This window comes from Microbacterium sp. cf332 (genome assembly GCF_900102175.1).
Lineage (GTDB): Bacteria > Actinomycetota > Actinomycetes > Actinomycetales > Microbacteriaceae > Microbacterium.
The window spans coordinates 454,739-467,484 of the sequence record NZ_FNKN01000001.1 but is presented as its reverse complement, the minus strand read 5'-3'; the positions used below and the strand labels follow the sequence as shown (position 1 = coordinate 467,484).

Below are 12,746 nucleotides of genomic sequence, written 5' to 3'. Positions count from 1 at the left end.
TAGCATTCGGGGCCTAGCTTCTGGCGCTAGCGACGCCACCAAATCGGTCGGTCGCGCATGCCAGGGTGCCACGCCCGCGGCTCAGGTGCATGCTTGGCCTGAGCCTCGTGCGAGTCGCGACCGATGCTGTAGTGCTTGTGCGGCGCTGAGGGGTCCCAGCCCTCCATGTGCGGTCGCAGATCTTTCACCGACGGCTCCGCGTCGAAGACTCCGTCATCGAGATGCTCGAGGTTCACGACCGGGTCGAACTCGTCCGCACGGCTGCGCGCGCATTCCAGCCACTCCCGCAGCCTGGGCCGATCTGCCAGCAGCCCCTTGGCGGTTGCTTCCGCCTCGAGCTGCCTTGCGAAGTCCCTCAGCTCCTGCGCGCCTTGCCAGCTCTCAAACGCTCGCGCGAAGACGACCTCCCGCTGAACCAGCAGGGCCTTCGCGCGGGCGCGTTCGCGCACCTCTTCCCACGTTCGTCGCTCGGCGGCCTTCTCACGCTCGTATGCTTCATGCGCCTCGGCGCGTCTTTGCTTCTCGCGCGCGGCCGCATCGGCGTCGTCGACCACGCCCTTCTTGATCGCGCGCGCGATCTCGCGGACTCTGCTCTCCAACAGCTTCTTCTTCTCGTCGGACCAGCTGTCGCTGTTGCGTTCGTACGTGTAGCTCTGGCGTCCGAGATCGACCTTGTGCGATCCGTCACGCTCGATCTTGAGATGCAGCCGTCCGGACGGCACTCTGTCGAACTTCGGAATCTGCTTCCATGGCGAGCGCCGGAGTTCTCGCTGCTCAGCGTCCGTCGGAACGTGGGGCACCTCCTCCAAGAGCTCCGTCAGTTCCAGGCTCCGGCGGCGGGTGTCGACCTGGATGAACAACTTCGGCGTCTTGAGCTTGACGTTCACCCCGAGCCTCAGCTCGTGCGCGCGCAGCTCCTCAGCGAGGCCGAGCACCACCTCGATCGCGCGAGGACGAAGGGTTTCGCTGACCGAGTTCAGGACCGTCGTCGTCTCCAGCGCGCTGCGGAGAGCCTCGAGGTTCGTCGTGACGGTTCGCGCTGTCGTTCGGATGCGGTCCCAGTTCGAAGCGTCCGCGGGGGAGCCCGTGCTGAGCATGATGACGATGTCGCCGGAGCTGCGCCCGGTGAAGCGCAATTCTTGCCCGTGCGGCACCAGATGGTGGACCCTGCACGCGTGCAGCACCCGTCGATAGCGAGCACGGGCCGACTCCTCTGGGTCGGCGACGGTGAGTGGCCCTTGTTCCTGGAGCTGCTTGATCAAGGCCTTCGCCTCGGCAAGCGTGTCCAACGCGCCCTCGCCCAGATCGAGCTTCGGTGATGTCTTGCGGAGCGAGCGCCTGGCAGCGGCTACTGCGACCGGCGGCTCGTCGCTTGGCGGGTAGTTCCCGTGCTCGAGGTAGTGCGTGCCGGCGTCGGTGATCAAGGCGGCCCAGGTCCGTCCGTGACCGGTGATGGAAGCGAGGCCTCGGGACTTGAGCGCCGCGGCACTGATCTTGTGCACGTTGTCGTCCTCGGGCACCCGTCAGCGATCCACCGCAGGACTTCCAGCTGTCGTTCGTTGACTGGCCTTTTCATACGAGCACCGTATCGAAGGCACTTGACCCGTGGTGCATGTGATGGGTACCCGGCGGTGACCAGTAACCGACTTGCGTCTCGGATGAATCGGCGGCCGTAGCCCGTCGACGCCCAGTCAGTATGGTGGCTTCATGAGCGAACTCAGGCGCTGGACTGAAGCCGTAACGGAAGTTGCGGACCTCCTCCTGCGCTATCCCGATCGCGCGAACAACATGTGGCTTCGGGACTTTCCAAAAGGAAGCTGCTCTGTCGTTTCGTACGCGGTCGGCCGACTCCTCCTGGAGCGATACGGAGAGCAGTGGCTCCTTGTATCCCGAACCGGTGAACCAGGCTCTCACACCTGGCTCGTTCGCGACGAAACCATGGGAGCACCAGCCGCGATCGACGCAACGCTGGCCCAGTTTCCGAGCATCGAATCCGCCGCTTTCGTGGGCTGGGGTCCGTCTCCCGCGGAAGGCCATTTCCCTGACTTCATGGATGCGCCAACGTATGTGGCGCTCGCTGACGCATCATGGCATCACGGTCAGACAGACGAGGTCTACGAGTGGCTCTTCCCACAGCTAGGGCTGCGCCCGTTCGACCGGGCGGACTCGTTGCGCGATCTCATGCCGGAGGCCTTGGCATTTCCACCGGTGACGCTGTTGCTCGACGCCATGCTTCACGCGGCAGAATCCCAATTGGAGCTCAACACCTACGCGATCGTGCTCAGCCCAACCGACTCGTCAGTTCTTCGTCGCAACTCTGACGCCGCAATGCTCAGAGGTCGCCACGCGTCGGATGAATACAACGGCTTGCTAATCCTTGACCAAGTTGCGATTGATGATGATCTCGTGCTGGTGATCCCTGTCTCTGAGAGTCCAAGCGATGGCGACATGTGCTTTGTCGGGCGGATTTCGACCGAACAGTTCGCGGGGATACCGCGCGCCGAGTTCGATGGCTTCGACGTGGACACCCTCCGCTGACCCCTAGCGAACTCGCAACCATCCGCCTCGGCCTATTGACTACCCTTCGTACCCGATGACGTCGCGTCGAACAGTCTCGAGCACTTCTGCTGGAACGTCTTCGACCGCCAAGCGGTACACGGCGTTCATCCGCGGGTTGAAGATCCCGACATGCGTTTGCGTGGCGAACTGGGGGAGTCCGGACTGCTTACCCATCAAGTAGTACATCACCAGCTGCAACGTGTGGTCCTTGTTCGGTTTCAAGGCCGAGACCTTGAAGTCCCACAGGGTGTCCTCTGTCAAGAAGTCGCCGTCTCCGCTGTCCACGTAGATGCTGTATCCGCCGCGCCCGCCGGCCTCGAACTCGTCCTCGTCGACGAAGACGAACGCGACCTCGAGAATGGGTCCGTAGTCCTCGAAGAAGTCCTGCGACCTCTCGACCATGGACAGGATGTGGGAAGTCGCCGTCTCGTCCGGCGCGCGCAGGGTGCTCTCTGGGTTGTACCAAGCAGGGCCTGCGCGCAGCGCGACATCGTAGGTCGCGAGCTGGCATGCGATTCGCGCGGCGTCGTCGTCAATGACGAATGCTGCAGTGCCGTCCTCATGCTCCAGAATGTTCAGGCTGAGTATTGCTCGAGCTGCGTCTTCTTTGGCGGATGAATGAGTGCCTGAGTCGGTGAGGCGTCGAGCTCCGAGCAGCGAGGCTCGGAAAACTTCACCAGCCAGTTTCACAGGACCGTCGTCGACGCCGAGGCGGATGTCCGCCAGTCGGCTGAGATAGTCGACTGCTATGCCGACGATGCTGGCGTGCACGTTCTCGCGCTTGTGGTCCAGCGCTCCGAGCCCGTCTTCGAGCTGTGTCACCGTCAGCAGCCGCGGATTGACCAACCCGCCGCGAGGCTGGCCGACTTCCTTGTTGTACTGGGTGACGCGTTGCGTTACTGAGGTCGGGAGAACCCCGCCTGTTCAGTTGTAGTGCACCATTCAATGGTCAATGGATTCAATGGTAGGCGTGCCGCGCGGCCAGAACTTGTGATGGCGCGCTAAAGGTCGAGCCTGGCTGGTGTCGGCCGACCGGTCTCCCATATCTCCCAACCGATCTTCTCGCCGAGATCGCCGAAGCAGCCCTGGACGCCGAGACGATGGAGACAGAACCACCACACGTCCATTTCTTCAGCGATGAATGCGCGCAATCGCGATTCGTAGGCGTCCAGCGCTGCATTGTCTCCATAAGGAATGTCTCGGAATTCCGCCCGGGCCTCGACATGCGCTTCGACACTTCTCCAGTAGTCCGCAGGGTCGTCGTACTGTCCGGGTTCGTCTGTCGCGAGAATGTCCAGGTGGTGGAAGCGGCCTGATCTGCCGTACCGGGCCAAAGTCGCGAATATGAGGGGGAGCAGCTCGCCGTTCGCGATGCGCCCGGCAAGTTGCTCGGCGTATCCTTGCGCTGTTGCCCGTCCAATGCCTGAGCTGATCGTCGCCGCGAGCAGCTCACTCAGGCGTTCGATGTCGTGGCCCCAAGCTTTCAGCTCGGCCTTCGAAGGCCACCGCGCATTCTGGTTCACCGCGGCGCACCCCAGCATCAGCTTCATCGTCTTCTCGACGCCGATGCTGCCGAGCGTGAACACCGCGTCACCGCCGAGATGGATGTACTTCATGTCTCGGATCGCTTGGACCGAATCGCGCATGAGGTTCTGAGCCGACCCAGCCTCAGAGATCAGCGCGAAGCCTTGGCGCGCAGAAAGCTCAGGGTGAAGGCGTGATGCAGGGCTGGGGGAGCTGTCAGTCATCTGCGCTCCGTGGGTCGTCGCGCCGACTACTCGACCGTCGCAAGCAGGTCCGCAGGTCGGACCTCCAGCGCGCGGGCCAACTTCACGATCACATCGAGCGTCGGGTTCCGGCGGCCGCGCTCGATCGAGCTGATGTAGGTCCTGTCGAGTCCGGCGTGGTGCGCGAAGGCCTCCTGCGATGCCCAGCCATGCTCCTGGCGCATCCTACGCAGCTGATCGCCAAAAGCGATCCGGTGCGCGGGGGTAGTCATCCTTCAACGATGAAGTTAAAGTGACTCATAATCCACGGACTATGAGTCACACTCGTCCGGCGCGGTGACGACAAGTCTCGACAACGGCGTTGAGAAGGGCGGAGTCGATGGAACGATCCGACGGACGAATAGACATCCCGACAGCCGCACTGCGGCAGGGACGACCAGTCCACGTCATCTATCACCTGATCCGGACAGGGCAGCTCGCGTCGGAGAAGGTCCGCGTTCCCGGGCGCGACGGCCGCAGCGTGCGCAAGCACATGATCCGCATCCAGGACCTCGACGCGATCGACCGACTGCGATCCCACGACGACCACGTCGCCGCGATTCGAGCCGCGGCCACGCCATTGACGGAGTCGCAGATCACGCGAATCCGCCGCGCGCTAGAAGTCCGGCGGCAGTGATGTCGGCAGCGATCAGAATCTCTCGATTCCTACCTACGTTCACGTTGGTTGGACAGGCTTCGCCGCCGCGGGTTCGCTTGGACAGTCTTCGGCTGCTCGAACGAGAAGGAAGGGCCGATGAACCAAGATGAAGAGCGTCCAAGCGGCAGTGAGATCCGGCTCGACATTCGAGCGGCTGCCGAGCGGCACTCGTGCAGCCGCAACACGATCTACAACCTCATCAAGAAGATCTACAACCTCATCAAGAAGGGGACGCTCCCGTCCGAGCTGATCGTCGTGGCCGGACGCGATGGCCGCCACGTAAGGAAACACCTGATCAAGACTGAAGATCCGGACGCTGCGTTCTCTACCGAAGCGCAGGGCCGCCATGTCGCTGCGATCAGGGCGGCGGCTCCTACGTTCACCGAGGAGCAGAAAGCCCGCCTCGCTGTGCTTCTCAAGTCAAGCACCCGCCGCTGAGGTGTACCAATTAAGGAGGGTAAACGTACGTTACTGCTGTAGTGGGGGTACTTCGCCCACTCGCTGGAGGCGTACGGCCGCACCGGAGCGGAATGCTCGCGGTGCGGCTCGGCCATCGTGCGCGTCGCCTTCACGAACCGTTCGTCGCACTACTGCCCGCGCTGTCAGCGTCGTCGGTCCGCCTGAGCCGCTTCTGCCAGGCGCCCTCGTACGAGACCGCACGGAACCCGATGGCCTCGTTGATATCGAGCATCGGACGATTCTCCTCGGCGTTGTAGGTGACGACCCGCGGCGATCGAGGGGCGATCTCGCGCCAGGCGACGAGACCTGCGCATTTGACGAGCATCCCGAGGCGATGCCCGCGATGCGCCCCCGCCACGAGCGTGTCGTGCTGGTGGGTCGCCAGGGTGAGGTCCGCTCCGATCATCAGCTCGTTGAACGCCGCGAGCTCGCCCGTGTCGATGTGCTGCGCCGCGGTGACCAGGAGCGTCTGGCCCGCGTCGACGTATTGCGCGTCGTGGCGGGCCAGGCGCGCGGCGTCCCAGACCTCCTCGTCGACATCGAGCGCCGCAGCCGGCGCATCGGTCGACATACGCGACTTGAGCCAGGCGTATCCGTCCACGTACTCGACGGGTGTCGGCGCGGTCCACGAGACCACGCGGTAGCCCGACGCCGCCGCGGCGGCGCGGTGCAGATGGGCGTCGACCGTGGATGCAGCTGCGGCGATCTCGAGGACGCTCTTTCGATAGATCTGCTCCAGGCTGTACCCGTGTCGCACCAGGAATCGTGCGGCACGATCGAGAGGGATGTCGCCGAACCCCGTGGGTGCGCGCAGACGTTCGCCGGGCTGGTCGGGATGCTGGACGTACGACTGCAGAGCGTGACGTCCGTGGCGACGTGCGGTCTGCTCGACCAGCCGGTATGCCGCCGAGCCGATGCCACGGCCGTGCGCTTCGCGCAGCAGTTCGATGATCCAGTATGCGGTGTCCGATCGCTCCTCGTGCGGGATGTCGAGACCGATGCGGCCGACGACGCGGCCGTGCCAGAGCGCGAGCCAGACGTGGCGCGTCTCATCGGGCGTCGCCCGGTAGCGGGGGAGCAGTTCCTCGGGTCGGACCGCGGCGTCGTCGTCACCGGCGACCTCGCGATAGACGAGGTTGCGCACGCGCACCATCTCGCGGAAATCCGCGGCGTCCGGTGCATCGATGCTCTCGGGGATGCGGAGGGGGCGCAGCTCGAGCCGCGCAGTGATGTCGTTCATGATTCTCTTTCGACGGCGTGGGGTCTCGTCGCCGAGACCCCACGCGGATCAACGGTAGGGAGTGAGCAGGTAAGCGCGCTCCCAGTGCCGCTCGCGCGCCTCGCGGGCCGCACGCTGTTCGCGACGGTATGCGACCTCGGGCGCCGAGCTGGCGCCGCGGTTCGCGCTCCACACGATGAGTCGCAGTGCGATGCGCAGCGCGAGGCGCTGGGCGAGGGTCGGACGGCCGAGAGCCGTCTGCTCGGGGATGGCAGGTCGCGCGGGCGCGACCTCGGGACGTCGTCGGACGACGGTGTTCATGGTGTCCTCGTTCGGAGAGGGCGGAAATGCGGGGCGACGCGGGGTCGCAGGGCAGCCGGGGGCTGCAGTCCGGCGGGCGCGGAACGGCGCGCACGGACGGAGAGGCGGAACGGGGCGAGGGACTCGCGGACTCAGGCGTTCAGCGGAGCACCCATGACGGCGGCTCCACCGATCGCGCGGAAGAAACGGTCGCGGTGCTCGGAACGAACGGCAACTGCGGTGAACGCGGTGACAGAGATCAACATCGGGGAACCTCCTTTCATGAGGGATGCGGGAAGTGACGCTAGCGGTCCCCGCGGTGCGGCGTCAAGTCGCCGACGTCATCCTCCGGTAGCGTGTGGTCGTTCACCGAGCGCCGGGAGGGCCCGACATGCACCTGAAGAGCGTCACGCTCAAGGGCTTCAAGTCGTTCGCTCAGCCCACGACATTCGTGCTCGAACCCGGCGTCACGTGCATCGTCGGACCCAACGGGTCGGGAAAGTCGAACGTCGTTGACGCGCTGGCATGGGTCATGGGCGAACAGGGCGTGAAGACTCTCCGCGGCGGCAAGATGGAGGACGTCATCTTCGCCGGGACGACGACCCGCGGGCCGCTCGGCCGCGCCGAGGTCCAGCTGACGATCGACAACCACGACGGCGTGCTCCCGATCGAGTACACCGAGGTGACCATCAGTCGCACGCTGTTCCGTAACGGGTCGAGCGAGTACGCGATCAACGGCGAGACCTGCCGGCTGCTCGACGTCCAAGAGCTGTTGAGCGACTCCGGCCTGGGGCGCGAGATGCACGTCATCGTGGGGCAGGGACGCCTCGACACCGTCCTGCAGGCCAGCGCGGAGGACCGTCGCGGCTTCATCGAAGAGGCCGCCGGCATCCTCAAGCACCGGCGCCGCAAAGAGAAGACGGTCCGCAAGCTCGAGGCCATGGAGACCAACCTGACGCGTCTGAGCGACCTGGCCGGGGAGCTCCGCCGACAGCTCAAGCCCCTCGGCAAGCAAGCCGAGATCGCGCGCGAGGCCGCCACGATCGCGGCGGTCGTCCGAGACGCCAAGGCCAGGCTGTTCGCCGACGACCTGGTCGGGCTGCGTTCGCAGCTGGCCGATCACGCGCGCGACGAGCACGAGCGCCACGCCGAACGTCTCGTCCTGCAGGACCGCTTGGACGGCGTCAAGCGTCGAATCGACGAGCTCGAGGCCGAGCAGCGCTCGGAGGCCGTCGACCGCGCGCGAGCTACCGCGTTCGCGCTCGAGCAGGTCCAGGAGCGGGTGCGAGGTCTGCACACCCTCGCCGCCCAGCGCCGCGCCCTTCTCGAGGACGACGGGCAGCTGTCGATCGAGGTCGCGACGGTGGGGCAGCCTGCGATCGACGAGGCCCGGCGCGAGGTCGACGACATCGCCGCGGGGGTGGGCGACGCGCAGGACGCGGCGGCTGCTGCCTCGCGAGACGTCATCCGCGCCCGCGCGGAACTCGACGCTCTGGACTCCGACATCGCGGCCCAGAGTGCGCTGGTGTCGGAGCACGACATGCGCCTGACGAAGCTCCGTGGCCGCGCCGAGGCCGCTGCCTCACGCCTCGAGGCCCTGCGTGCCGCCGTCGAGCGCCAGCAGCGCGGGCTCGACGCCGCCCGGGTCCGGCGGGCAGAGGCGGAGGAAGCACTCGAACGGGCCCGGTCCGAAGCGTCCCCGGAGGGGAGTTCGGCCGAGCACGCGGCGGCGTACGAGCGGGCTCAGCGCGATGCGACCGCAGCCGAGGGCGAGCTGTCCGGCATCCGCGAACGGCTGCACGCGGCCGAGCGCGAGGTCGAGTCGCTCACGGCGCAGACGGCAGCGCTCGGCAGGGCGCTCGAGGTGCGCAACGCTGCCGCCGATCTCCTTTCCCGCGGCGACGACGGGCTGTCGTCGCTGGTCTCCGACGCGCTCAAGGTCGAGCCCGGTTACGAGGCGCCCATCGCCGCGGCACTCGGCGCACTGGCCGAAGGCGTGCTCGCCGTGGACGTCGCAGCGGCGCTGCGGGCGGCCGCGACGGCAGCGTCCGACGATCTCGGCGTCGTCGACATCGTGCTCGCGGATGCCGCCGCAGGGCCGGCGATCGGCGAGGCCGAGGGGGCGGTAAGGGCGGTCGACGTGATCTCGGGTCCGGACGGGGTCGTCGGCCAGCTCGCGGGCGTGCTGATCGTCGACGAACTCGAGGCGGCCGTCCGACTGCGCGACGCGTGGGACGCGTCGACGCGCGAGCGCGCCGTCGTCGTGACCCGGAGCGGCGAGGTCGTCTCGTGGCGCACCGTCCGTGCCGGGTCGGGAGCGGGACGTTCGCGCCTCGAGCTCGCCGCCGAGCGCGATGCGGCGGCGGATCGCCTGAGCGAGATGCGCGTCGTGGCCGATGCGCTGCGCGAGTCGTTGTCGGACGCGCAGTCGGCCTGGAACGAGGCGCGCTCCCGGACGAGGACCGCACTCGAGACGCTTCGCGCTCACGATGCGGCTCTCGCCGCCGACGCCGAGAAGCTCAACCGCGCGACGGTGAGATACGAGGCCGCGTCCGCGGAGTGCGACCGACTCGAGGCGGGTATCGCGCCGGCGGTCGTCGCCGCGACCGAGGGCGAGTCGTCGGCGCGCGAGGCGGAGGACGCGCTCGCGACCGCCGCCGCTGCTCCCCGTCCGATCCTCGATGCCTCGGCCCGTGACGGTCTGCTCGACGCGCTCGAACACGCACGGGAGCACGAGATGCGGGCGCGCCTCGACGTCGAGACGCTGCGCGAGCGCGTCCGCGCCGGTGAGGCTCGCGTCGCCCAGCTCGAGCGGCAGCGCGAGCGCGAGCGGGCCGCGGCGGCCGAAGCCGCCCGACGAGCCGTCATCCGGCGTCGGCAGCGGGAGATCGCAGAGGCGGTGGCCGCCCAACTGCCCCCGCTGCTCCAGTCGATCGATCGCTCGGTCGCGGCCGCGCGCGTCGAGCTCGGGCGGGCGGAGCAGGCGCGCAGCGAGATCACCGCCGAGCTCGGCGAACTGCGCCGCCAGGACCAGACGACTCGCGCGCGACTCTCCGCACTGACCGAGTCGGTGCACGGTCTCGAGATGCAGATGCACGAGAAGAAGCTGCACCTGACGAGCCTCTTGGAGCGCGTCGCCTCCGAGCTCGGCTTCGACGAGGACATTCTCGTTTCGGAATACGGCCCCGACCAGCTGATCGTCGGTGACGACGGGACGGAGACGCCATTCGACCGACCCGCGCAGCGGCGACGACTGGCGGATGCCGAACGCAAGCTCGCGCAGCTCGGCCGCGTCAACCCGCTCGCGCTCGAGGAGTACGCCGCTCTCGAGCAGCGACACGCGTTCCTGACCGAGCAGCTCGCCGATCTCACGCAGACGCGGGCCGACCTGCTCACCATCATCGGCGAACTCGACGAGCGGATGCAGACGATCTTCCTCGCGGCTTTCGAGGACACCAGGATCGCCTTCGGCGAGGTGTTCCCGATCCTCTTCCCGGGCGGCACCGGCAGCATCTCCCTCACCGATCCGGAGAACCCGCTGACGACCGGTATCGAGGTCGCCGTCCGTCCGGTCGGCAAGAAGATCGAGCGGCTGTCGCTGCTTTCCGGCGGCGAGCGCTCGCTCGCGGCCGTCGCGCTGCTGACGGCGATCTTCAAGGCGCGGCCCAGCCCCTTCTACATCCTCGATGAGGTCGAGGCGGCGCTCGACGATGCGAACCTGGGCAGGCTGCTCGGTGTATTCGAGCAGCTCCGCGAATCCAGTCAGCTCATCGTCATCACGCACCAGAAGCGCACGATGGAGATCGCGGATGCGCTCTACGGCGTATCGATGCGGCAGGACGGGGTGTCGGCGGTCGTCGGCCAGCGCGTGCGGGAGCGCGCGGGCGCCGTAGGCTGAGGTCATGGCTGAGAACCCCTGGTCGCTCTCGCGCGCGCTGCGCGGCCTCTTCGTCAAGCCGACCATCGACGAGAACACGTGGGACGACCTCGAGACGGCGCTGCTGACCGCCGACTTCGGTCCCGACATCACCGAGCGCCTCGTCGAGGATCTGCGCGGGAAGGTCGAGCGTTACCGCACGACCGACCCGCGCGACCTCCAGCGGATGCTCAAGGAGACATTGGAAGAGCGCTTCGCCGCATTCGACTCGACGCTCCGGCTGACCGAGCGACCCGCGGTCGTGCTCGTCGTCGGAGTGAACGGCGTCGGCAAGACCACCACGATCGGCAAGTTCGCGAAGTTCCTGCAGCGGTACGGCCGCTCGGTGGTGGTCGGCGCCGCCGACACATTCCGTGCGGCGGCGGTCGACCAGCTGGCCACATGGGCCGAACGCGGGGGCGCTCAGATCGTCCGTCCACAGCACGAGGGTCAGGATCCGGCATCGGTCGCATTCCAGACGATCGACTTCGCGAAGAGCACGGGCACCGAGATCGTGCTCGTCGACACCGCGGGGCGTCTGCACACCAAGGGCGGCCTGATGGACGAGCTCACGAAGATCAGACGGGTCATCGAGAAGCAGGCGCCCATCAGCGAGGTGCTCCTCGTGCTCGACGCGACGACGGGCCAGAACGGCGTCATGCAGGCCGAGGCCTTCCTCGAGCACGCCGGCGTCACCGGTCTCGTGCTCACCAAGCTCGACGGGTCGGCGCGCGGCGGATTCGTCCTGGCGGTCCAGGAGCGCACCGGCATCCCGGTCAAGCTGCTCGGGCAGGGAGAGGGCGTCAACGACCTCACGGGCTTCACTCCGCACGTCTTCGCGGCAGCGCTGGTCGATTGACTCGCGCGCCGCGCCGCAGCACCACTTCCCCCGCACCCTCACGGCTGGTTTCATAAACACATGGCGATCGAGCACGACTACTTCGGACTCCTCGAATCGGGGCCGGACGGATCGATCTTCTGGTCGGATCACGTCGAGATCGGCGACCAGACGGTCACGGTCGACCTCACCGCGCCCGATCAGGACGACGTGTCTCCGGCGGCTCTCGATGTCGCAGCCGCGATGATCTCCGCGATCGAGTCGATCGACCTGTCCGCTCGCAATGCGATGGTGTCGGAACTGAACGACCGCACGAGCGAGGTCACGGAGTTCATCCTGCAGCAGCAGGAGGAGCTCGGCGACGACATCGAGTCGTATCTGGTCGATATCTCCGGCGACACGCACATGGACGTCATCCGGTCGCTGCAGCTCATCAGCATGACGATCCTCGCCGACGAGCACGGGGGCTCCGACCCGTTCGCGGTGCTCGAATACGCGCTCGATCCCGACTCGACCGAGGAGGTTCTCCTCGTGAACCTGACGAGCGACGGCAGTATCCAGTCGGTCACCAGCGCCGACTGACGTGCAGACGTTCCTGCCGTATCCGTCGTTCGCCGAGTCGGCGGCCGTCCTCGACCAGCCCCGTCTGGGAAAGCAGCGCGTCGAAGCGCTGCAGCTCCTCCGGGCGAACACGGTTCCCGGCTACGGCTGGCGCAATCACCCCGCGGCGAAGATGTGGCGGGGGTTCCTGCCCGCCCTGACGGCCTACGGGCTCGCGATGACGGATGTCTGGGTCGCCGCGGGGCACGCGGACTCCGTCCGCGCACAGATCCTCGAGTTCGCACCCGAGGTGGACGGCGTCGAGCAGCACCGGCTCGAGCTGCCGCCGTGGCTCGGAGAAGAGGCGTTCCACCTGTCGCACCGTTCGAACCTGGTGCGCAAGGACCCCACGTTCTACCGGGAGCGGTTCGGCGACGTCCCCGACGATCTGCCGTACGTCTGGCCGCCCGACCCGACGGCCGCCTGAACGC

Annotated in this window: 13 protein-coding genes and 1 pseudogene; 8 read left to right on the top strand and 6 right to left on the bottom strand. The window is 67.0% G+C overall.

Annotated elements, in window-relative coordinates; translation table 11 throughout:
• Positions 1 to 26: 26 nt before the first annotated feature.
• The gene (locus tag BLT21_RS02190; protein WP_091498549.1) at positions 27 to 1,520 is read right to left on the bottom strand and encodes a hypothetical protein; all 1,494 of its coding nucleotides are present in this window, start codon (positions 1,518 to 1,520) and stop codon (positions 27 to 29) included.
• 187 nt (positions 1,521 to 1,707) lie between these two features.
• Between BLT21_RS02190 and BLT21_RS02185 the strand changes: the two genes are divergently transcribed.
• Entirely contained in the window at positions 1,708 to 2,538 is an 831-nt protein-coding gene (locus BLT21_RS02185; protein ID WP_143024925.1) for a hypothetical protein, read from the top strand.
• Positions 2,539 to 2,577: 39 nt separating this feature from the next.
• Here BLT21_RS02185 and BLT21_RS02180 read toward each other — a convergent pair whose 3' ends face one another.
• The 3 genes from BLT21_RS02180 to BLT21_RS02170 form a co-directional block, all read right to left on the bottom strand.
• Positions 2,578 to 3,381, bottom strand: a complete 804-nt coding sequence (locus BLT21_RS02180) for a hypothetical protein (protein ID WP_143024924.1) — start codon at positions 3,379 to 3,381, stop codon at positions 2,578 to 2,580.
• A 179-nt stretch (positions 3,382 to 3,560) separates the two neighbouring features.
• Positions 3,561 to 4,175: an SDR family oxidoreductase gene (locus tag BLT21_RS02175; protein ID WP_176786788.1), complete on the bottom strand. Its 615-nt coding sequence runs from the start codon at positions 4,173 to 4,175 to the stop codon at positions 3,561 to 3,563.
• A gap of 158 nt (positions 4,176 to 4,333) precedes the next feature.
• Positions 4,334 to 4,558, bottom strand: a complete 225-nt coding sequence (locus tag BLT21_RS02170) for a helix-turn-helix domain-containing protein (RefSeq protein ID WP_091498533.1) — start codon at positions 4,556 to 4,558, stop codon at positions 4,334 to 4,336.
• Positions 4,559 to 4,665: 107 nt separating this feature from the next.
• Between BLT21_RS02170 and BLT21_RS15485 the strand changes: the two genes are divergently transcribed.
• The 3 genes and pseudogenes from BLT21_RS15485 to BLT21_RS02160 form a co-directional block, all read left to right on the top strand.
• Positions 4,666 to 4,962, top strand: a complete 297-nt coding sequence (locus tag BLT21_RS15485; RefSeq protein ID WP_143024922.1) for a hypothetical protein — start codon at positions 4,666 to 4,668, stop codon at positions 4,960 to 4,962.
• 117 nt (positions 4,963 to 5,079) lie between these two features.
• Positions 5,080 to 5,421: a hypothetical protein gene (locus BLT21_RS02165; RefSeq protein ID WP_091498529.1), complete on the top strand. Its 342-nt coding sequence runs from the start codon at positions 5,080 to 5,082 to the stop codon at positions 5,419 to 5,421.
• 45 nt (positions 5,422 to 5,466) lie between these two features.
• Positions 5,467 to 5,607: pseudogene (locus BLT21_RS02160) on the top strand (zinc finger domain-containing protein); the annotation flags it as partial.
• Here BLT21_RS02160 and BLT21_RS02155 read toward each other — a convergent pair.
• Both BLT21_RS02155 and BLT21_RS02150 read right to left on the bottom strand, forming a co-directional pair.
• On the bottom strand, positions 5,552 to 6,682 hold the full coding sequence (locus BLT21_RS02155) for a GNAT family N-acetyltransferase (RefSeq protein WP_091498525.1): 1,131 nt from the start codon (positions 6,680 to 6,682) through the stop codon (positions 5,552 to 5,554). The pseudogene BLT21_RS02160 and the gene BLT21_RS02155 sit on opposite strands and share 56 nt — an antisense overlap.
• A gap of 48 nt (positions 6,683 to 6,730) precedes the next feature.
• Positions 6,731 to 6,982 carry a hypothetical protein gene (locus tag BLT21_RS02150; RefSeq protein ID WP_091498522.1) on the bottom strand — a complete coding sequence of 84 codons (252 nt, stop codon included), beginning with the start codon at positions 6,980 to 6,982 and terminating at the stop codon, positions 6,731 to 6,733.
• A gap of 370 nt (positions 6,983 to 7,352) precedes the next feature.
• On the opposite strand from BLT21_RS02150, the gene smc reads away from it, so the two are divergent.
• Genes smc through BLT21_RS02130 form a run of 4 tightly spaced genes read left to right on the top strand, consistent with a single transcriptional unit; the run spans position 7,353 to position 12,742 of the window.
• Complete coding sequence (gene smc, locus BLT21_RS02145) at positions 7,353 to 10,859, top strand: chromosome segregation protein SMC (RefSeq protein WP_091498519.1); 3,507 nt, start codon at positions 7,353 to 7,355, stop codon at positions 10,857 to 10,859.
• Between the two features lie 4 nt (positions 10,860 to 10,863).
• Positions 10,864 to 11,736, top strand: a complete 873-nt coding sequence (gene ftsY, locus BLT21_RS02140; protein WP_091498515.1) for a signal recognition particle-docking protein FtsY — start codon at positions 10,864 to 10,866, stop codon at positions 11,734 to 11,736.
• A 60-nt stretch (positions 11,737 to 11,796) separates the two neighbouring features.
• Complete coding sequence (locus BLT21_RS02135; protein ID WP_091498511.1) at positions 11,797 to 12,297, top strand: DUF2004 domain-containing protein; 501 nt, start codon at positions 11,797 to 11,799, stop codon at positions 12,295 to 12,297.
• A gap of 1 nt (position 12,298) precedes the next feature.
• A complete protein-coding gene (locus BLT21_RS02130; protein ID WP_091498508.1) occupies positions 12,299 to 12,742 on the top strand; it encodes an MSMEG_6728 family protein in 444 nt (147 codons plus the stop codon).
• Positions 12,743 to 12,746: the final 4 nt, after the last annotated feature.

Excerpts from the sequence above, each read along its gene's own strand:
- BLT21_RS02185 (WP_143024925.1), top strand. The coding sequence starts at position 1,708 with ATGAGCGAACTCAGGCGCTGGACTGAAGCCGTAACGGAAGTTGCGGAC.
- BLT21_RS02175 (WP_176786788.1), bottom strand. The coding sequence starts at position 4,175 with ATGAAGTACATCCATCTCGGCGGTGACGCGGTGTTCACGCTCGGCAGC.
- BLT21_RS02170 (WP_091498533.1), bottom strand. The coding sequence starts at position 4,558 with ATGACTACCCCCGCGCACCGGATCGCTTTTGGCGATCAGCTGCGTAGG.
- BLT21_RS15485 (WP_143024922.1), top strand. The coding sequence starts at position 4,666 with ATGGAACGATCCGACGGACGAATAGACATCCCGACAGCCGCACTGCGG.
- BLT21_RS02165 (WP_091498529.1), top strand. The coding sequence starts at position 5,080 with ATGAACCAAGATGAAGAGCGTCCAAGCGGCAGTGAGATCCGGCTCGAC.
- BLT21_RS02155 (WP_091498525.1), bottom strand. The coding sequence starts at position 6,682 with ATGAACGACATCACTGCGCGGCTCGAGCTGCGCCCCCTCCGCATCCCC.
- BLT21_RS02150 (WP_091498522.1), bottom strand. The coding sequence starts at position 6,982 with ATGAACACCGTCGTCCGACGACGTCCCGAGGTCGCGCCCGCGCGACCT.
- smc (WP_091498519.1), top strand. The coding sequence starts at position 7,353 with ATGCACCTGAAGAGCGTCACGCTCAAGGGCTTCAAGTCGTTCGCTCAG.
- ftsY (WP_091498515.1), top strand. The coding sequence starts at position 10,864 with ATGGCTGAGAACCCCTGGTCGCTCTCGCGCGCGCTGCGCGGCCTCTTC.
- BLT21_RS02135 (WP_091498511.1), top strand. The coding sequence starts at position 11,797 with ATGGCGATCGAGCACGACTACTTCGGACTCCTCGAATCGGGGCCGGAC.